A 19,277-nucleotide genomic window follows, 5' to 3' on the forward strand; every position below is an offset into this window, starting at 1 on the left:
TTTATGAAATTAAAACTTTACAGTTTTAAAGTGCTGATAGAGGTGCGAGATTCATCAGTAGGGACTTGGAGAAGTGTGAGCTTCAACGAAAGGTCTTGAAAGGGGAAATCGCCGAAGCCGGACAGGACTCATAACCTGTTATCGGCTGGTCTGCCACCTAATAAGTGGCTGATTGTCAAGATTGTTATCTTGGAGAGCTATCTCGCTGTTGTCCGGCGTAATCGATATTTTACGTTTATCACAGCAATGAGATATGATCTCATTGTTTTTTTTATGTAAAAATTAAGAAAGAATTTAATTAAGAAAAAGGTGCGCCTAGCCCCTCAGGTCATTTTCTAAACCGCTGTAGTGATACGGGACCTGTCCACTCGGGTTCGATTTATGCCTGTCGGGCTGACCAGGGCGCTTGCGCTTTTCTTATCAAAACAAACAGGAGAGGGTGCAGCATAGTGGGGTTGATCGTTCAGAAGTTTGGCGGCACGTCAGTAGGAAACGTTGAAAGAATAAATAATGTTGCCAATAGAGTCATTGAAGAAGTGGAACATGGAAATCAAGTAGTGGTTGTTGTATCGGCAATGGGGAAAACCACTGACAAACTAGTGGAGATGGCAAAAGAAATTTCTTCGACTTCCAGCAAGAGGGAAATGGATATGCTGCTTGCGACCGGCGAACAGGTCACGATCGGCCTATTATCGATGGCATTGCTGCAAAAGGGCCATGAAGCTATTTCTTTCACCGGATGGCAGGCTGGTGTCCGCACAGAATCTGTTCATGGCAATGCAAGAATCATGGATATTGACACTCTAAAAATAAAAAAACAGCTCGAGATGGGGAAAATCGCTGTTGTCGCCGGTTTTCAGGGAATGACGGCAGATGGCGAGATTACCACATTGGGCAGGGGCGGTTCGGATACGACCGCTGTTGCTCTTGCAGCAGCGTTAAGCGCGGATCGATGCGACATTTATACCGATGTCACCGGAGTTTTTACAACGGATCCACGTTATATTAAAGGAGCCAGAAAGTTGAAGTCTGTCTCCTATGATGAAATGCTCGAACTGGCCAATTTAGGGGCAGGAGTCCTTCATCCAAGGGCTGTAGAATTTGCGAAAAACTTCCAAATCCCGCTCGAAGTTCGTTCAAGCATTGAGAAAGAAACAGGAACGCTAATTGAGGAGGAAGCAACAATGGAGCAAAGCTTAATTGTCAGAGGAATTGCGTTTGAGGACAAAATTACCAGGGTTACGATATTCGGGCTTCCTGGCACAAGCGGCACATTATCAGGTATTTTCACATTACTTGCTAAGAATCAGATAAATGTGGATATCATTATCCAAAGCATTACAGATGAGCAGACAACTAATCTTTCCTTTTCAATCAAAACCGATGATCTGGAAGAAACACTTGACGTTCTCGAGCATAGCAAGGACAAAGCTGGATTTGACAGGGTGGAAACAGAAAGCAAGCTTGCCAAGGTATCAATCGTAGGATCCGGGATGGTATCCAATCCCGGGGTTGCAGCGGAGATGTTTGAAGTGCTCTCGGATTCCGGAGTCCAAATTAAAATGGTAAGCACCTCTGAAATCAAGGTATCGACCGTGATTATTGCGGAACATATGGTTGAAGCAGTCGAAGCACTTCATGTCGCTTTTCGCCTCGACGAAAGAGCGGCAGTGCAAGCATTAGGCGGTAGATGATATATGAGGGTCTGATACTTTAGCGATCAGACCTCTCAGAAATCCCCCATGCTGCTTTACAGAAGGGGATCCTTTTTATCCCATTTGACTGTAAATATCACTTTGTTGGCCCGGAGTTTCGTTTCTTCAATGGCTTCTGTCAGCAGTTTATTCTGCAGACCGAATTGTTCTGCAAGAAATCCTGCTTCAAGCTGAAAATGGCATTGCTCATTGACATCAAAACGCCTGGTGACTATTTTACCGGTCAGGATGAGTTCCATTTCATCTTTAGATTCTTTCGATACTTCAAGGCTTCCCCAGCCGGCACTTTGAAAGAAAGAAATAATTTCATCTTTCCCTGATAGAGGAAATCTTCTCGCCATTCTTTTTCCCGCCCAGTACAAGATTTGCGGGGAATCCTTGCCGAGGATGTCATCAAGTAAAACTTCTCTCAAGAGTTCATAGCCGAATGCGGGGACTTGAAATTCTTCGCTTTCTTTATTCTCAAGTAATTCCATATTGTTTATTTTCATGTCATCCCCTCTTTCCGTACCTACATTATATACGTTTTTCGTGGGGAATCAGTATATTTTTATCAGGTTATTTGTATGCAAAGCATTCAGGTGAATTATAGTAAGATATTTATTTTTTCAATATGGCGGGGAAGAAAACGTATGCTTTTACTAATTTCAAATATTACTATTTCGCGAAAAGAATGATGTATTCGTTTTCTTGACGCCTCTAAAAGTGAGGAGTAAAATAAACATGTCATATTACTGTTAAACATGTAGAATTATATCTTTTTATCTTTATGATGAATTAATATAAGGGAATATGATTTTACAAACGGTGATTAATTATTTAAGGGGGGGCACTTTGTGGCAGGAAATCGTGAGTTTGCTTATCGCAGACTGCATTCTTTACTGGGAGTCATTCCAGTCGGTCTGTTTTTGATCCAGCATTTGGTGGTCAATAGCTTTGCAACAAGAGGTGAGGCATCGTTTAACAATGCTTCAAATTTTATGGGTGGGTTACCAGCCCGGATTTGGCTTGAGATCTTTATCATTTACTTACCATTACTCTATCATGCTGTATACGGGATCTATATTGCTTTTACAGCGAAAAACAATGTTGGTAGATACGGATTCTTCCGGAACTGGATGTTTATGCTTCAGCGATTAACCGGTATCATAACACTCATTTTTGTTGTGTGGCATGTTTGGGAAACAAGGGTTCAAGCTGCGTTTGGAGCACATGTGGACTTCAATATGATGGAAAGCATTCTTTCCAGTCCGTTTATGTTATGGTTCTATATTATTGGTGTTATTTCCACAACTTTCCACTTTTCCAACGGGTTATGGTCTTTCGCAGTTAGCTGGGGAATTACAATTTCTCCAAAATCACAAAGGATTTCTACATATGTAACATTAGTGGTCTTTGTTGTGCTATCTGTAGTTGGTGTACGTGCTATTCTGGCATTCGTATAAGTAAGGGTAAAAGGAAATATTTCAGGGCCTGGGCTATTGCCTTGAAATTGGATTAAAAGGGAGTGAGCAAGATTGAGTAAAGGTAAAATTGTCATTGTCGGCGGTGGATTGGCCGGATTGATGGCTACCATTAAAGCTGCAGAGGCTGGGCAACAAGTGGAATTATTCTCATTAGTTCCGGTAAAACGTTCTCACTCTGTTTGTGCTCAGGGCGGAATCAACGGAGCGGTAAATACGAAAGGTGAAGGGGATTCTCCATTGATCCACTTTGATGATACCATTTATGGCGGTGACTTCCTCGCTAACCAGCCGCCAGTTAAAGCGATGTGCGAAGCAGCACCATCAATCATCCATATGTTTGACCGTATGGGTGTTATGTTCAACCGTACTCCGGAAGGTTTGCTTGACTTCCGCCGCTTCGGTGGAACCCAGCATCACCGCACTGCATTTGCTGGTGCAACTACAGGCCAGCAGCTGCTTTATGCATTGGACGAGCAGGTTCGCCGCTACGAGGTGGCCGGACTTGTGACAAAGTATGAAGGCTGGGAATTCCTTGGAACAGTCATTGATGATGAAGAAATTTGCCGCGGAATTGTTGCGCAAAACCTGACTACGATGGAAATTAAATCTTTCCCTGCTGATGCTGTTATCATGGCAAGCGGCGGACCCGGAATCATTTTCGGGAAATCCACGAACTCCATCATCAATACTGGTTCAGCTGCTTCCATCGTTTATCAGCAAGGAGCTTATTATGCAAATGGCGAGTTCATCCAAATTCATCCGACGGCATTACCCGGCGATGACAAGCTGCGTTTGATGAGTGAGTCAGCCCGTGGTGAAGGCGGACGTGTTTGGACATATAAAGATGGAAAGCCATGGTATTTCTTAGAAGAGAAATATCCTGCTTACGGTAACCTTGTGCCGCGGGATATTGCTACACGTGAAATTTTTGATGTCTGCGTCAATCAGAAGCTTGGAATCAATGGGGAAAACATGGTTTACCTTGACCTTTCCCATAAAGATCCAAAAGAGCTTGATATCAAGCTTGGCGGAATCATCGAAATTTATGAAAAGTTCATGGGTGAAGATCCTCGTAAAGTGCCTATGAAAATCTTCCCTGCGGTTCACTATTCCATGGGCGGCCTATGGGTTGACTATGACCAAATGACAAACATCAAAGGTCTATTCGCTGCTGGTGAATGTGATTACTCCCAGCATGGCGGAAACCGTCTTGGTGCCAACTCGCTTCTTTCCGCTATCTACGGCGGTATGGTTGCCGGCCCTAATGCGGTTAAATATATTGACGGACTTGAAAAGAGCTCAGATGCTGTTTCTTCATCTATTTATGACAACCATGTAAAACAGCAAGAAGAAAAATGGCACAATATCATGAACATGAGCGGTACAGAAAATGCGTACGTTCTTCATAAAGAATTAGGAGAATGGATGACGGATAATGTGACGGTTGTACGATATAATGACAGACTGCTTAAAACGGATGAGAAAATTCAAGAGCTGCTTGAGCGCTATGAAAACATCAATATCAACGATACTGCCAAATGGAGCAATCAGGGTGCTGCCTTCACAAGACAGCTGCAAAACATGCTTCAATTGGCACGTGTGATTACCATTGGTGCTTACAACCGTAATGAAAGCCGCGGAGCTCATTACAAACCGGATTTCCCTGATCGTAATGATGATGAATTCATGAAGACTACCATGGCTAAGTTTACAGGCCAAAAAACGGCACCTGCATTCCATTATGAGGAAATCGATGTTTCACTGATCAAACCTCGTAAGCGTGATTACACTACAAAACACTAAAAAGGGGGAGTAAGGAATGGCTGAGACTAAAACGGTACGTTTTGTGATTACACGGCAAGATCAACCTGAGTCAGCCCCTTATACAGAGGAATTCGAATTAGCGTATCGTCCGAATATGAATGTTATTTCAGCATTGATGGAAATTCGCCGTAACCCTGTGAATGTAAAAGGGGAACAAACAACGCCTATTACATGGGATATGAACTGTTTGGAAGAGGTCTGCGGAGCTTGTTCCATGGTCATTAATGGAAAACCAAGACAATCCTGTACAGCGCTTGTCGACCAATTGGAACAGCCGATCCGTCTTGAACCTATGCGTACATTCCCGATTGTCCGCGATCTTCAGGTAGACCGAAGCCGTATGTTTGATTCATTAAAGAAAGTAAAAGCATGGATTCCGATCGATGGAACATACAACCTTGGACCGGGTCCGCGTATGCCGGAAAGAAAACGCCAATGGGCGTACGAATTATCAAAATGCATGACCTGCGGTGTCTGCTTGGAAGCATGCCCGAATGTAAACAGCAACTCGGACTTCATCGGTGCGGCACCGCTTTCCCAGGTACGCCTATTCAACGCACATCCAACAGGTGAAATGAATAAAGCTGAACGATTGAACGCGATTATGGGTGAGGGCGGACTAGCAGACTGCGGAAATTCACAAAACTGTGTGCAGTCATGCCCTAAAGGCATTCCGTTAACAACATCGATAGCAGCGTTAAACCGTGACACTACCCTGCAATCCTTCCGTAATTTCTTCGGTAGCGACCAGGTGTAAAGAAAAACCGTCACCGGTCCTTGGCTTACAAAACATGGTTCTTCAGTTAGGGCATTTATTAGCCAAGGAGACACCCGACAGGCATAAGACGAGCAGATGAATGGGGAGCGATTTTCTCCCCATCAGCTGATTGGCTTATGACCCGAGGGTGGCAGGTGTAAGGTTAGACACCCGTTTAAGTTCAAAAAGTTATACTTTCTTATCTTGTTAGAGAAAAGCGCAAGCATAAAAACAAAAACTGCCTGTTAAAGGGATTACCTTTAGCAGGCAGTTTTTTTTGTTGAACAAAACATAGATAAAAAGTCATGCGAGCTTTCTCTTATATTAGGTGTAATGTATCATTTTTCCTTTTTTACAATTTTCCTGCTAAAAATTCATTTCCTCTTTACGAATTAGTATTATAGTTAAATTTGTCGAATACCGCCTATAGGCTGATATTTTGCAAAGGCAAGGAAATTATAACTTTTAGGGAGGAAAAAGGAATGAACAAAAGGATTTTTTATAAGCTTGTATTCTTCTTTGCGATTGTAGCCTTAGTTTTTTCTAGTGCGGTTCCTTTTACGGTGGTCCAAGCTGAAGAACCGGCGACATTGACGGTACAGGAAGCGATTACAAAAGGCGGGCCCGCGACTGTTGCAGGGTATGTAGTTGGTTATGCTGCCGGAACCAAATCGTATGATTTTGAGGCTCCTTTTTTCGGTGAAACGAACCTCCTTATCGCAGATTCCGCAGATGAACGGGATCTCAGTAAAGTTATGCCGGTTCAACTTCCAACGTCTTACAGATCCCAGTTTGGATTGGTAAGTAACCCGGCTGCCCTTGGAAAAAAGATAGAAGTGACAGGCAATATTGAAGCCTATTTTACCGTACCGGGCATAAAAGCGGTGACAGCGATCCATTTCTCCGATGGAGGGAATGATCCAGGAGAACAGCCGGTGCCTGCCCCGAACGGCCCAAAGATTTATGAAATCCAGGGCGAATCCCATACTTCGCCTTTTCAGGGACAAACAGTTGAAGGAGTACAGGGTATCGTAACCCATGTAACAGATAGCAATAACTTCTATATCCAGGATACGGAAGGTGACAATAACCCGAATACATCAGATGGTTTATTAGTTTATAAAAAAGCACATGGAGTACGGAAGGGAGATCAAGTTTCCGTAAATGGAGCCGTCAAGGAATGGGTACTTGATGGCTATACTGAAAAATTGGAAACAGATCTGACAATGACCGAAATAAACTCCACGTCAGTGACCGTTCTGAACTCAACTCAACCGCTTCCCGTCCCTGTCGTGATGGGCAAAGACCGAGCTGTGCCTACACAAGTGATTGATAATGACAGCTTTGGAAAATTTGATCCACAGGAAGACGGCATCGATTTTTATGAGAGCCTTGAGGGCATGGTGGTGGCTCTTGAGAATCCAATCGTAACCGCTCCTCAGGATTATGGTGAAGTTCCCGTAATCATTAACCAGGAAGAGGGAAAAGCGTTCACAAAATTCGGCACCCCTCTTTTGACTGAAACAAATCCAAATCCGGAGAGATTCCATCTTTTCATCAATCGAAACTTTGTTGCAAAAGCAGGAGACCGCTTTAATGGAACAGTTAAAGGTGTAGTTGGCTATAGCTTCAGCAACTATAAGATCCTGACAGATGTACCTTCCCTTCCAGAATTAATCGAAGGCGAAAAGCCTGAAGAAAACGTTGAATTTACCAGGGATCCGGAAAAAGTGACGATTGCATCCTACAATGTAGAAAACTTTTCAACAGCAACTCCAGATGAAAAAGTTACCCGCATCGCCGATTCATTTATCAATCATTTGCATTCACCAGATATTATCGGGCTTATTGAAATGCAGGATAATAACGGCGAAACAAATGACGGTACGACAGATGCATCCGCGAGCTATCAAAAGCTGATCGATAAAATAAAAGAGCTTGGCGGCCCAACGTATGCTTTTACCGACATCGCCCCGGAAAATAATCAGGACGGCGGTGCACCAGGCGGGAATATCCGGGTAGGGTACTTATATAATCCCGAACGGGTTTCCTTGAAAGAAGCGCCAAAAGGGACAACTGCAGAAGCAGTCGCTTATGAAAACAATGCCCTGACTCTGAACCCTGGACGTATTGAACCGGCCAATCCATTATTCCAGGATACAAGAAAACCATTGGCTGCCCAGTTCGTTTTTAATGGAAAAGATGTAGTTGTTATTACGAACCACCTCAATTCTAAAGGCGGAGATGCGCCGCTTTTCGGCAGGGTTCAGCCTCCTGTTCTGGAAAGTGAACAAAAGCGTATTGAACTGTCCAAAGTCGTGAACAACTTTGTAAAAGATATCACGGAAAAAAATCCGGATGCCTATGTCGTAGTGCTTGGTGACCAGAACGATTTTGAATTCTCACAGACGCTTCAGACATTAAAAGGTGATGTTCTTACAAATTTGATTGAGACATTGCCGATAAATGAGAGGTTCTCTTATGTCTACCAAGGCAATGCACAGACGCTGGATCATATGCTTGTATCTAAAACTTTATCGGATAAGGCTCAATTTGACATTGTGAACATCAATTCGCCATACATGGATGTCCATGGAAGAGCCAGCGACCACGATCCATTGATCGGTCAATTCGATTTAACACGGAAACCAAAAGATCTTGATCTGACGATTATGCATACCAATGATACACATGCCCATCTTGAACAAATACCAAGACGCTTCACTGCCATTAACCAGATTCGCAGCGAAACAGCGAACTCACTGCTTCTGGATGCAGGCGATGTCTTCTCAGGTACTTTGTATTTCAATAAATACCTGGGGCAGGCCGACCTTGAATTCATGAACAAAATCGGCTATGATGCCATGACATTCGGAAACCATGAGTTTGATAAAACTTCTCAGGTGCTTGCGGACTTCGTAGGCAAAGCACAGTTCCCAATCATCAGCGCCAATATTAATTTTTCAAAAGATTCCGAGCTTAAGAATCTTGAGGAAAATAAGATTGACGACCCGGGTGCGAATGGAAAGATCTACCCTGCTGCCATAGAAGAAATCGATGGTGCGAATGTTGGAATTATTGGCCTGACAACAGAAGAAACTACATTCCTGGCCAATCCGAGTGAAAATATTGTTTTTGAAAACGCAGTTGAAAAAGCACGGATAACCGTCGCCGAATTAAAGGAAAAAGGCATTAACAAAATCATTGTTCTTTCCCATCTGGGCTATTATGCTGACCAAAAGCTTGCCGATGAAGTCGAAGGAATCGATATCATCGTCGGCGGACATACCCATACAAAACTGATGCAGCCGGATGTGTTCAACAGTGACGGAGAACCGACACTTGTCGTTCAAGCGGGCGAGTATGGAAACTATCTGGGCAGATTGGATGCAACATTTGATGAAACTGGAAAACTGACTAAATGGAACGGCCGGCTGATCGACCTTACTCTGAAGAACGAGGCGGGTGAATTTATCTATGCCGAAGATGAATGGGCAAAAAGTCGTTTGGCTGAGCTAAGCGCCCCAATCGAGGAAATGAAAAAACAAGTGGTCGGATCAACAGCAGTTGCACTTGATGGTGAACGTACAAATGTGAGATCGAAAGAGACAAACCTTGGCAACCTTGTTGCAGATGCGATGCTGGCAAAAGCAAAGGAAAGCGTGAATGCAACTATTGCGATGCAAAATGGCGGAGGAATCCGTGCTTCCATGAATGATGGGGATATCACTTTAGATGAAGTGCTTACCGTCATGCCGTTCGGAAATACCCTTGTCACCGTGGATCTTACAGGTGAGGAAATCATACAGGCACTGGAACACAGTGTGTCAGCCGTCGAAACGGGTGCAGGACAATTCATGCAGGTTTCAGGTGTCCGATTCAAATATGATCCTTCCTATCCTGCCGGAGACCGTGTGTACGCAGTGGAAGTCAACGCAGAAAACGGAGACGCACCTATCGAACCCGCTAAGGTTTATACAGTAGCGACCAATGCCTTCATTGCTGATGGCGGAGATGGATATACGATGTTTAAAAAAGCTAAAGATGAAGGCAGAATCACGGAATTGTTTGTAGTGGATTATGAAGTGTTGAACAACTATCTATCTAAAAACAGCCCGGTGTCGCCGCAAGTGGAAGGACGTATCACGACCGGCTCAAAAGCTGACGAAGGTACAGATCCGCAAGGTCCTAAAAAGGACTGCCCTGCGAAGCCGGATAAATAAAAAAAGCATGAAGACAATAGCAAGAACAAAGGGCATGACAAACACAAGGGGCACGACAAGCAAAACAAAAAGAATCCTTCAAAGGGAAAAGGCTGCGGCAAACCAAAAGCAGTCTAGGAAGGTAAATCAAAAAGAAGAGGCTGGGGCCTCTTCTTTTTGATTGGTGTAAAAGTTCTTTTGTTAGGCTTCTGTAAGCTCTGAAATTTCGACGGTGGACCGCTCTTCTAAAGGACCCCGTAAATGAACAGTTGCTGTTTTTCCATCCTCGTTCAAGCCATTGATCCAGACGGAAGCCCCATTATACTGAACCTGGATATCGGCAGAAGATGAAAGAATTTGTTTTACGCGTATCGCATCCATTGTAATTCACTCCTTCAGATTATTCAGTTTAGTTTTGTAAGTACTTACGCTTTTTATACTTATATCTATGTAAAAATTGCATTTCCTCTATGGAAAACAGTCACTCCCATGGCCTCCCCAACATACTATATGATGACTAAATAGACACCCATTCCGGGTTTATGCTGGTGAAGGCAAGGAGGGTTACAATACTTGAAGGAGAACGATTTCACTCATAAGCCATTACTCACCAAAAGAGAAAGAGAAGTATTTGAGTTGCTAGTACAGGACAAAACAACGAAGGAAATCGCAGGAGAATTGTTTATCAGTGAAAAAACAGTTCGAAACCATATTTCGAATGCGATGCAAAAGCTTGGAGTTAAAGGCCGTTCACAAGCAGTAATAGAACTCCTTCGAATGGGCGAATTGGAGCTTTGATGGTTAATCGCTTTCATCAATTGTTCAAATAATTCAGGCGAAGGAATCACAGGGAAGACACCACGTGGAGAGCAGTAATCCTGGCAGATGGATAAATGAAAGGCTGCAATAGCCTCATTTATTCATCAACAGGCTACTGCTTTATTTTTTGTTTGGGCCTGAAAAAACTATGGATAAATATAACCGTTTTAAAATTGATTCAACTGAACTACGTATGAATTCAACCATTTTTGAGGGTAATTCAACTGAACTGCAGCGGAATTCAACCAAACGGAGCTAGAATTCAACCAAATAAGGGTGCCGGAAATTAATTCAGCCAAGAAAGCTGATTTACGCGGCAGAAATAGTGGGAATCAATACATCTTGAAATTTCGCCGACTTTAATAGAAAATGATAAAGACAATACTCATGATGTTATTTGGGGAGCTGTGTTTGAATGAATGAAAGCAAAAATATGGAGCATGTTGCAGAAATAGAAAAGGAACTGCGATACATCTCTTCCCTTATCAAGCAGAAGGGAAGAGAAATCTTAAGCAATTATAAAATTACCCCTCCGCAATTTGTGGCGCTTCAGTGGCTTTTTGAGGATGGCGATATGACGATTGGCGAACTTTCCACAAAAATGTACCTGGCTTTCAGTACAACAACGGATTTAATAGACCGGATGGAAAAAAATGAGCTGGTCATGCGGGTGAAAGACGAAAAAGATCGCAGGGTCGTCCGCATCCACCTGTTGGAAGAGGGCAAACGGATTATCGATGAAGTGATCAAAAAGCGGCAGTACTACTTATCAGGTATACTGAGCAGTTTTACGAACATTGAAATAGCTTCCCTCAATGAAAACCTAATTAAATTACATCAAGAAATGAGAGAAGAATGAGGCGAGATTTTTGAAGCAACCAATTGGCATTATTGATTCCGGAGTCGGGGGCCTGACAGTGGCGAAGGAAATAATCCGCCAGCTGCCTAATGAAACTATTATGTATATGGGTGACACTGCACGCTGCCCGTATGGTCCCCGTCCGGTAGAAGAAGTGAAAAGATTCACATGGCAGATGACCAGATACTTATTACAACATCATATAAAAATGCTGATTATTGCCTGCAATACAGCCACTGCCGCTGTACTGGAGGAGATTAAAAATGAACTGGATATTCCGGTCTTGGGTGTCATCCACCCTGGAGCAAGAGCCGCGCTTAAAGTGTCCAAAAGTTTACAGATCGGTGTAATCGGCACGGTTGGAACAGTAAAAAGCCTGGCTTATGATCAGGCCCTGAAATCGATTAACAAGAGGGCAAAGGTTGACAGCCTTGCCTGCCCGAAATTCGTGCCAATTGTAGAAAGCGGCGAATTTGAAGGTCCGATCGTGAAAAAGGTTGTAGCAGAAACGCTTAAGCCTTTGAAAGAAAAGAGGATCGATACACTTATTCTTGGCTGTACCCATTATCCGCTGCTGGGTACGGTAATCAGCAATTATATGGGGAGCGGCATCAAGGTGATTTCGTCAGGGGAAGAAACCGCACGTGAAGCAAGTGTTATTCTGCATCACAGTGATTTAATGAATACAAGCAATGAAACGGTGGAACATACATTTTTTACCACAGGTTCTAAGGATATTTTCCAGCAGATTGCTTCCGTTTGGCTTGGTGAAAGGATATCTGCTGTCCAAACTATAAAAATCGATGAATGAGGCTTCCCTATGGAGGTCTTTTTTTTTGCCAAAAAGCGGTCTAAATTTACCCAGTGCTCGTATAAATAGTAGTACAAACAGTCCTGGGAGGGATTAGAATGTCTAAAATTACTAAAGTAACAGCTGTCTCGACGATCCTCGCCTCATCCGTCTTATTGTCCGGCTGCGGACTCTTTGGGGGAGGCGAACAAAACAAAATTGATCCGCCTAAAGAGGTATCTTATGATCATGATGGCTCAGCTATGGAGGATTCTAAAACCAGCAAGCAAGAAGAAACTAGCAAGGATACCGAACAGCAAAAAGTTAAAACCGAGCTATACCTAATTGATAAAAATGGATTTGTCGTACCCCAGACCATTGAGCTTCCTAATTCAGAAGGTGTTGCCAAGCAGGCATTGGAACATCTCGTTGATAACGGGCCGGTAAGCAATATCCTGCCAAACGGATTCCGGGCTGTTCTGCCTGCGGATACCGAGGTGAATGTAAATATTGCAAAAGGTGTAGCAACTGCAGATTTCTCTTCTGAATTTGAAAGCTACAAAAAAGAGGATGAATTAAAAATTCTTCAGGCTATTACCTGGACGCTGACACAATTTGATTCAGTTAAAACAGTAAAATTGCAAATCAATGGGCATGAATTGAAAGAAATGCCGGTGAATGGCACGCCAATTGAACAAGGGATGTCGCGGGCCCAGGGCATCAATCTGGATACAAGCGGTGTAGCCGATATTACTAATACGAAACCGCTAACAGTTTACTATGTCGGCGGAGAACCAGGCAGCTACTACTATGTGCCGGTGACCAAGCGTGTAAGTGAAACGAAAGAGGATAATATCGCTGCTGTGGTTGAAGAACTGATTGAAGGCCCTTCCTATACGTATAATTTGGTGTCTGGTTTTGTCCCTGACGTCAAATTGCTGGATGCACCGAAACTAGCAGACGGAAAAGTCACTTTGAATTTCAATAAGTCCCTTCTTGGAAGCTTTAAAGAGAAGAAGGTCTCGAAAAGTACATTGGATGCTTTGGTTCTGTCTTTGACGGAGCAAAAGGGAATTGAAAGCGTGGAATTACAGGTGAACGGAAGCGCCAAGCTGCTGAACGATGAAGGAAAACCGCTTTCCGAACCTGTTATGCGTCCGGAAAAAGTCAATACCGGTAGTTTTTAAAAAATGTTTTTTGATATACTATATATGATTGAGTTCGAAGGCATGCTTAAAGCTGCCTTCTTTGTGTTTGTATGTACAATACTATAAGGAGTTGCAGCAAATGCTGGCGAGTGCGCAAGATGGCCTGCTGAATGGCTTCCCTGGGAGCAATCGCCAACAAATTGCCCCCGCTGCAGAAAGGTGAAGAAGAAATGAAGACAGTGATCATAGCCACGAAAAATAAAGGCAAAGCAAAGGAATTTGAAAGCTTATTTCACCCTAAGGGGTATGAAGTGTTAACACTCTTGGATTTTGTGGGTGCCACTGATGTGGAAGAGACTGGTGAGACCTTTGAGGAAAATGCAATCTTAAAAGCCGAAGCGATAGCGAAAGAGTTTGGTCGCTTTGTCCTTGCGGATGATTCCGGTTTGATTGTGGATGCGCTGGACGGAAGGCCGGGTGTCTACTCAGCCAGGTATGCGGGCGAGAAAAAAAATGATGCTGCCAATACAGCCAAGGTTCTGGACGAGCTGGAAGAAGTCCCTGAAACAGAAAGAACAGCCCGGTTTTATTGTGCACTGGCACTGGCATCCCCGAACCAGGAGACAATTACGGTTTCAGGAAGCGTAGAAGGCCTTATTGCTGGGAAGCCTGAAGGAGAAAACGGATTCGGGTATGACCCGGTTTTTTATCTGAAAGAAAAAGGCAAAACGATGGCTGAATTGAACAGCGAAGAAAAAAATGCAATCAGCCATAGGGCCAATGCTTTAAAAGTCTTGGAAAGGAAACTGGATCAATTCTTGGCGAGGGAAGAGGGAAATCGGTGAAGGTGTTAATAATGAGTGACAGCCACGGATTGACTCATGAAATCAATCTGATTAAAGAGCGCCATCGGGATGAAGTAGAAGCCATGATACACTGCGGCGATTCCGAGCTCCCAATGACAACCACCGAGATGGAAGGTTTTCTGGCAGTAAGGGGAAATTGTGATTATGATAAAACGTATCCCGATGAACGGTTCGAGGAAATCAACGGGCTGCGTTTTTTCATCACACACGGTCACCTGTACAATGTCAAAATGACCTTAATGAACCTCGGATACAAAAGTGAAGAAAGCAATGCCAAAATTGTTTGCTTCGGACATTCGCATATAGCGGGCTCGGAGCTCGTGGACGACAAGATCTTTATTAACCCCGGAAGCATCAGACAGCCAAGAGGCACCCATGACAAAACCTATACGATTCTTGAAGATGTGGCCGGGGAAACGAAAGTGACCTTCTTCGATTTAGAAGGAAATGAGATAAAAAGTTTGACACAGACTTACCATTTGCAATGACGTTTAGTATAATAGACAGGGAGTGAAAGTTCTTCCTGTCTTTTTAAAAAAAATATTGACTTCAAAATGATATACCACTATAATTAGAAATGTCCTCGATAAAAGGATTAACAAAATAAACCAACTTTTATCATGTCCCAGTAGCTCAGCTGGATAGAGCAACGCCCTTCTAAGGCGTCGGTCGGGAGTTCGAATCTCTCCTGGGACGCCATTTAAACTTTGAAAAACTCAATAACCACAACGGTTTGACGGTTTTAGGGATAACTAACGGCATTCTAACCTTAGTGAAAAATCCTCAAAAAATCGTTACATAGAAAATCAACTTCCAAATATCATTATTTGGAGGTTTTTTGTTTTGACTAAGAAAAAAGGAATATTCGATTTTTCAATAAAAACGGAATTATTGAAACCAAAACAGGAACAGCAAATTTCAAAAGGAATGTCTGCTGAAAAGGCACTAGAAATGATTCAGCGCCAAATGAAATTAAATGGCTATCGTGAACGGACACTGAAGGATTATGATGTGATATTCAATCATTTCCTCCAAGAGACAAACACAGAATACCTTGAAGACATTACAGTCAATACCATTTATTCGTGGTTAGACGGAATGAAGTATCTGCTTCAACTAAAAGTACACGATTGAAATGTCTTAAGGCGGTATTGAGCAAATGTTATAACAACGGTTGGCTGTCGACTAAATTTTGGTTGACAGTACAAATAAAGGTCGATAAAAAAGTCAAACCAGGCGCCAAGCAAAACGATTTAAACGTATTACTATCACTGCTAGACACTTCAACATTTATCGGTCTACGAGATGCGGTAGCGATTTTAACACTATATAAAACAGGTGTTCGTATTCATACACTCGGACAAATTCGTGAAAGTCATATTATTTTTGCTAATAACTCATTAAACCTTGAAGGTTCGATTATGAAAAATCATAAAAATTTGAAATTGCCTTTGGACGACCAATTGATTGAACTGTATAGGGTACTCATCGACCAGAACGAAAAAATCCGAACATATTACAAACAAGACAACGATTTCCTTTTCATTACTCAACGTGGCACAACGATTAATACCAAATCAACGAATAATGCCATCTCTAAGCAATTGAGTAAATATGCTAAGCGGTATGACTTACCGAACATCAATGCTCACGCCATTAGACGTGCATATGCCAAGAGTTTATTCGACAAAGGCGCTAATATTGCATTGATTAGTAAAGCGTTAGGACATTCCAATCTAGCGGTTACTACGCAATATCTTGACCTCGAAGTTGATGAAGTAGCAGAAAACTTAAGAGACTTCCTATAACCATTTAAAACGGACACAGTGCAATTTATGGCTGTGTTTTTTTACGTGAACATACTTAAAATAATGTATAATTGACAATTTTAATTAATTTTGGGAGGATGTTATTGGGAATGAGGATGCTTTTTAATGAACAAACAGTGGATGCTTGGATTGGCGCTATAGGGTCTTTTGCTGGTACTTTAGTTGCTGGTTTACTGACTGTATTTATTTATAAACATCAAGTTAAGCTATCTCGAAAAAAAGAAGCAGAAAACGAGTTTGAAACATTTATGAAATTTGGTGAAAAGTATCAGTTATTATTAAGTCCTATAATGAAAAACCTTGATTTAATGAAGAAACATCTAGATGAAGGAAACATTGAAAACTTTAAAAACCTTGTTGATACAAATGTTGATATGTTTGAAGAGATGAAAAAATTGAATGCTAGCGAATTATCATATACAGCAGAAAGTAAATTTATGGCATTAAATCATTATTTGGAGTTTATTTTGTTCCAGACAGCATTATATAAAAAGTCTGGTAGTGAAATACAAATTTCAAATTTCTCGGATAATTTGAAACAACTTAAAGAAGTTGAAAAGGAAATGAATGATTACAGAAAATCTTTGAAGAAAAGAGCAAGCTGAGTGAAGTTATAAATATTCTCAGTTCGACAGTATTTAACAAATTGTTTCCAGAATATATAGTACAAAAGCCGTATTAATGATAAAATGGAATTATTACCAAAATGGGAGGATAAAGCTTTGTCAAACTACGATTCATATTTAAATAGTTCGCTAGAATACTTAAAACAATATATTGCTGATATGAAAAGTAGGCCAATTTTTTTCATTGGTTCTGGCTTTTCCCAGAGGTATATAAATTCTCCAACTTGGTTTGGCTTACTGAAACAACTAGTTGAAGATAACCCTGAAATTGGTATGCCAATGCAATATTTCATTCAGGAGCACAATGGGGACTATGCAAAAATAGCTTCTGAATTAGTTGATTATTATCGTACATATGCCTGGAAAAATCATGGTGATGAAGAGAAGTTTCCTCCTTTTCTTTTTGAATCTGCTTCACGAAGTATTCACCTGAAATATAAAATTGCAAGTATACTAATAGACCTTATGGAACAATTCGTTGCTGAAACACATGAATTACATGACGAAATTGAATTGATAAAGAAACTAAACCCACAGGCTATTATAACTACCAACTATGATAATTTATTGGAAATGCTGTTTCCTAAATATGAAGCAATAGTTGGACAACAGGTTATCCGTCAAAAGAAATCAACTAATATTGGGCATATTTTAAAAATTCATGGCTCAGTTGAAGATTGTGATAGTATTGTAATTGAGCAGGAAGATTATGATAACTTCTTTAAAAAGCAAATTTATTTAATTGCTAAGTTATTTACATATTTTATGGAACATCCAATAATTTTCATCGGTTACAGCTTGAGTGACGAAAATATTAAATCTATCTTGTACAATGTTAAACAAATTATTGATGCTGAAGTAGAACCAATGATTGATAATATGTGGTTCATTGACTGGAGTAGGGAACCAACTAACCCTGATTCCACACCACCAAGAGAAAAGTCAATCCCAGTCGGCAATGGAGAATCAGTAAGAGTTAATTATATAAAATTGCACACATACGATAAGCTATACGAAGCTTTGTATCAAGATTCAGTTGATATAGAGTTCCTAAAGCAAATTGAAGAAACAGTTTACAACGTAGTAAAGAGCGATACTATTACCAATCTTGAAGTTGATATTGCAAGCTTACGATACCTGACAGACAGAGAAAGTTTGTTAAGCACATTTACCTTGCCTTCTGCTGAAGATGAACAAGCTGCTACGAGAACTCTTGTTACTTTTGCACATATTAATGACCCTAATCAACTTGCCTTACAGTTCACACTTACTGCTACTGAACTTTGTGAAAGAGTATATGATGGGGAACGAAAATACTGGTCATACGCTTACGATTTAATTAATAGTGTGTATAGACAAACAGGAATTAATTTGAGAAGTAGCAACAATGCTTATCATGTTTACATGAGAGGTGTTAGTCGATTTTCATTAGAAATGGTTTCATTACTTAAAAAGGTTAAAGAAATGGAACCATATGTTATCAATATTGATGGTAGGGAAATATCATACCCACCTGAAGAATAAAATAAAATCGCCAGTAACGAAATACTGGCGGTTATTGGTTTCCCTCATATGTTCAATTTGCAATTCCTTTATTGCCTTAGCTCTGATTTCAGCTCTTTCCTCTGCAAACTCTTCTCGTTGGTGCTCTTCTTCGTCATAGGGAAAGATTGCATTCCAAAATAAATGAATATACAGAGCTAACATTCCTATTAGCCATATTGTTAAAATGATGTTTTTAAAAACCTTCATCGTAATCTTGTCCGTTTATTTTGGCAATTTCTCTCCTGAGTTTTGGGGAATCAATGAAGAAAAAGACCTGATACCTCGGATTGTTCTTGTTTCTAGCAGTGTATTCAATGTCATGCCCCATTTTAACTAAATTTATTGCTAACGTCTTTTTGTATACGAGTTTCAAAGGTTTCTTTTCATTCATGCTACTTCACCAACACATCAAGTATCATAGCAAGTTTAGGCTCATACTCCGCTATTTCGTCTGCAATCCGTTTTAAATGTTTTCCTTCAGTAATGTCATTACTCCGCTTTAACTCGAAAGCAATCGTGTTCAGTGCGTCCAGAAAGGAAAACACTTTTGAATTCCTGGCAATAATGTTAGGTAACCAAACAAACATTAGGAGGTTTTCACGTGTTTTCTGTGTTACTAGAATTGCCAGAATTTGAAGTTGTCAATCAAGAAATTTTCCTTACTCATTATTTTGTTCATGTGGAGAAAAAAGCTGAAGAGGAACGCTGTATCTATTGTGGTTTTCACTCTTCGGTTGTCCATGACAAAAGGACACGAAAAGTAAGGGATTTACCTATACTTAATAAACCTTTATATGTAAATCTTTATGTGAACAGATATCGATGCCAGAA

Annotated in this window: 20 protein-coding genes, 1 tRNA gene and 1 riboswitch; of the genes, 17 read left to right on the plus strand and 4 right to left on the minus strand. The window is 41.3% G+C overall.

Annotated features, from left to right (window positions below):
* The first annotated feature begins 29 nt into the window (after positions 1-29).
* A riboswitch (Lysine riboswitch) is annotated at positions 30-208 on the plus strand.
* Between the two features lie 241 nt (positions 209-449).
* Positions 450-1,694 (plus strand): aspartate kinase, encoded by a 1,245-nt coding sequence (locus ELQ35_RS22070; protein ID WP_126867330.1) that lies wholly within the window; start codon positions 450-452, stop codon positions 1,692-1,694.
* Between the two features lie 56 nt (positions 1,695-1,750).
* Here ELQ35_RS22070 and ELQ35_RS22075 read toward each other — a convergent pair whose 3' ends face one another.
* On the minus strand, positions 1,751-2,206 hold the full coding sequence (locus ELQ35_RS22075; RefSeq protein ID WP_126867331.1) for a YslB family protein: 456 nt from the start codon (positions 2,204-2,206) through the stop codon (positions 1,751-1,753).
* A 345-nt stretch (positions 2,207-2,551) separates the two neighbouring features.
* On the opposite strand from ELQ35_RS22075, the gene ELQ35_RS22080 reads away from it, so the two are divergent.
* The 4 genes from ELQ35_RS22080 to ELQ35_RS22095 all read left to right on the plus strand — a co-directional run bounded on the left by ELQ35_RS22080 (position 2,552) and on the right by ELQ35_RS22095 (position 9,985).
* A complete protein-coding gene (locus ELQ35_RS22080; protein WP_126867332.1) occupies positions 2,552-3,160 on the plus strand; it encodes a succinate dehydrogenase cytochrome b558 subunit in 609 nt (202 codons plus the stop codon).
* A 72-nt stretch (positions 3,161-3,232) separates the two neighbouring features.
* Positions 3,233-4,984 (plus strand): succinate dehydrogenase flavoprotein subunit, encoded by a 1,752-nt coding sequence (sdhA, locus tag ELQ35_RS22085; protein WP_126867333.1) that lies wholly within the window; start codon positions 3,233-3,235, stop codon positions 4,982-4,984.
* A 16-nt stretch (positions 4,985-5,000) separates the two neighbouring features.
* The gene (gene sdhB, locus ELQ35_RS22090; protein WP_126867334.1) at positions 5,001-5,762 is read left to right on the plus strand and encodes a succinate dehydrogenase iron-sulfur subunit; all 762 of its coding nucleotides are present in this window, start codon (positions 5,001-5,003) and stop codon (positions 5,760-5,762) included.
* Between the two features lie 482 nt (positions 5,763-6,244).
* Positions 6,245-9,985, plus strand: a complete 3,741-nt coding sequence (locus tag ELQ35_RS22095) for a 5'-nucleotidase C-terminal domain-containing protein (RefSeq protein WP_126867335.1) — start codon at positions 6,245-6,247, stop codon at positions 9,983-9,985.
* 180 nt (positions 9,986-10,165) lie between these two features.
* On the opposite strand, the gene ELQ35_RS22100 is transcribed toward ELQ35_RS22095, so the two are convergent.
* Entirely contained in the window at positions 10,166-10,345 is a 180-nt protein-coding gene (locus tag ELQ35_RS22100) for an H-type small acid-soluble spore protein (RefSeq protein WP_126867336.1), read from the minus strand.
* A 192-nt stretch (positions 10,346-10,537) separates the two neighbouring features.
* On the opposite strand from ELQ35_RS22100, the gene ELQ35_RS22105 reads away from it, so the two are divergent.
* The 11 genes from ELQ35_RS22105 (at position 10,538) to ELQ35_RS22150 (ending at position 18,425) form a co-directional block, all read left to right on the plus strand.
* Entirely contained in the window at positions 10,538-10,762 is a 225-nt protein-coding gene (locus tag ELQ35_RS22105) for a helix-turn-helix domain-containing protein (protein ID WP_126867337.1), read from the plus strand.
* A 436-nt stretch (positions 10,763-11,198) separates the two neighbouring features.
* Positions 11,199-11,642, plus strand: coding sequence for a MarR family winged helix-turn-helix transcriptional regulator (locus ELQ35_RS22110; RefSeq protein WP_126867338.1), 444 nt, complete (start codon positions 11,199-11,201; stop codon positions 11,640-11,642).
* A gap of 10 nt (positions 11,643-11,652) precedes the next feature.
* On the plus strand, positions 11,653-12,453 hold the full coding sequence (gene racE / locus ELQ35_RS22115; RefSeq protein WP_126867339.1) for a glutamate racemase: 801 nt from the start codon (positions 11,653-11,655) through the stop codon (positions 12,451-12,453).
* Between the two features lie 98 nt (positions 12,454-12,551).
* Positions 12,552-13,619, plus strand: coding sequence for a GerMN domain-containing protein (locus tag ELQ35_RS22120; RefSeq protein WP_126867340.1), 1,068 nt, complete (start codon positions 12,552-12,554; stop codon positions 13,617-13,619).
* A 191-nt stretch (positions 13,620-13,810) separates the two neighbouring features.
* Positions 13,811-14,425 (plus strand): XTP/dITP diphosphatase, encoded by a 615-nt coding sequence (locus tag ELQ35_RS22125; RefSeq protein WP_126867346.1) that lies wholly within the window; start codon positions 13,811-13,813, stop codon positions 14,423-14,425.
* Positions 14,422-14,934 (plus strand): metallophosphoesterase, encoded by a 513-nt coding sequence (locus ELQ35_RS22130; protein ID WP_126867341.1) that lies wholly within the window; start codon positions 14,422-14,424, stop codon positions 14,932-14,934. The genes ELQ35_RS22125 and ELQ35_RS22130 overlap by 4 nt, the downstream gene beginning before the upstream one ends.
* 134 nt (positions 14,935-15,068) lie before the next feature.
* A tRNA-Arg gene (locus tag ELQ35_RS22135) sits at positions 15,069-15,145 on the plus strand.
* A 144-nt stretch (positions 15,146-15,289) separates the two neighbouring features.
* A complete protein-coding gene (locus ELQ35_RS23600; RefSeq protein ID WP_307365971.1) occupies positions 15,290-15,580 on the plus strand; it encodes a hypothetical protein in 291 nt (96 codons plus the stop codon).
* Between the two features lie 62 nt (positions 15,581-15,642).
* Complete coding sequence (locus ELQ35_RS22140; RefSeq protein ID WP_307365974.1) at positions 15,643-16,254, plus strand: tyrosine-type recombinase/integrase; 612 nt, start codon at positions 15,643-15,645, stop codon at positions 16,252-16,254.
* A gap of 104 nt (positions 16,255-16,358) precedes the next feature.
* Positions 16,359-16,880 (plus strand): hypothetical protein, encoded by a 522-nt coding sequence (locus ELQ35_RS22145; RefSeq protein WP_126867342.1) that lies wholly within the window; start codon positions 16,359-16,361, stop codon positions 16,878-16,880.
* A gap of 117 nt (positions 16,881-16,997) precedes the next feature.
* Complete coding sequence (locus ELQ35_RS22150; RefSeq protein ID WP_126867343.1) at positions 16,998-18,425, plus strand: SIR2 family protein; 1,428 nt, start codon at positions 16,998-17,000, stop codon at positions 18,423-18,425.
* Here the strand turns inward: ELQ35_RS22150 and ELQ35_RS22155 are convergent.
* Together ELQ35_RS22155 and ELQ35_RS22160 are read right to left on the minus strand one after the other, a co-directional pair.
* A complete protein-coding gene (locus ELQ35_RS22155) occupies positions 18,405-18,653 on the minus strand; it encodes a hypothetical protein (protein ID WP_126867344.1) in 249 nt (82 codons plus the stop codon). The genes ELQ35_RS22150 and ELQ35_RS22155 overlap by 21 nt on opposite strands.
* Positions 18,640-18,837 carry a hypothetical protein gene (locus ELQ35_RS22160; protein ID WP_126867345.1) on the minus strand — a complete coding sequence of 66 codons (198 nt, stop codon included), beginning with the start codon at positions 18,835-18,837 and terminating at the stop codon, positions 18,640-18,642. The genes ELQ35_RS22155 and ELQ35_RS22160 overlap by 14 nt, the downstream gene beginning before the upstream one ends.
* 210 nt (positions 18,838-19,047) lie before the next feature.
* Between ELQ35_RS22160 and ELQ35_RS22165 the strand changes: the two genes are divergently transcribed.
* Positions 19,048-19,277: transposase family protein (locus ELQ35_RS22165; RefSeq protein ID WP_143253479.1), on the plus strand; the 230-nt coding region annotated here is incomplete at its 3' end.

The organism is Peribacillus cavernae (assembly GCF_003989135.1).
Lineage (GTDB): Bacteria > Bacillota > Bacilli > Bacillales > DSM-1321 > Peribacillus > Peribacillus cavernae.

Excerpts from the sequence above, each read along its gene's own strand:
- ELQ35_RS22100 (WP_126867336.1), bottom strand. The coding sequence starts at position 10,345 with ATGGATGCGATACGCGTAAAACAAATTCTTTCATCTTCTGCCGATATC.
- ELQ35_RS22125 (WP_126867346.1), top strand. The coding sequence starts at position 13,811 with ATGAAGACAGTGATCATAGCCACGAAAAATAAAGGCAAAGCAAAGGAA.
- ELQ35_RS22095 (WP_126867335.1), top strand. The coding sequence starts at position 6,245 with ATGAACAAAAGGATTTTTTATAAGCTTGTATTCTTCTTTGCGATTGTA.
- ELQ35_RS22120 (WP_126867340.1), top strand. The coding sequence starts at position 12,552 with ATGTCTAAAATTACTAAAGTAACAGCTGTCTCGACGATCCTCGCCTCA.
- ELQ35_RS22160 (WP_126867345.1), bottom strand. The coding sequence starts at position 18,837 with ATGAATGAAAAGAAACCTTTGAAACTCGTATACAAAAAGACGTTAGCA.
- sdhB (WP_126867334.1), top strand. The coding sequence starts at position 5,001 with ATGGCTGAGACTAAAACGGTACGTTTTGTGATTACACGGCAAGATCAA.
- ELQ35_RS22075 (WP_126867331.1), bottom strand. The coding sequence starts at position 2,206 with ATGAAAATAAACAATATGGAATTACTTGAGAATAAAGAAAGCGAAGAA.
- ELQ35_RS22110 (WP_126867338.1), top strand. The coding sequence starts at position 11,199 with ATGAATGAAAGCAAAAATATGGAGCATGTTGCAGAAATAGAAAAGGAA.
- ELQ35_RS22155 (WP_126867344.1), bottom strand. The coding sequence starts at position 18,653 with ATGAAGGTTTTTAAAAACATCATTTTAACAATATGGCTAATAGGAATG.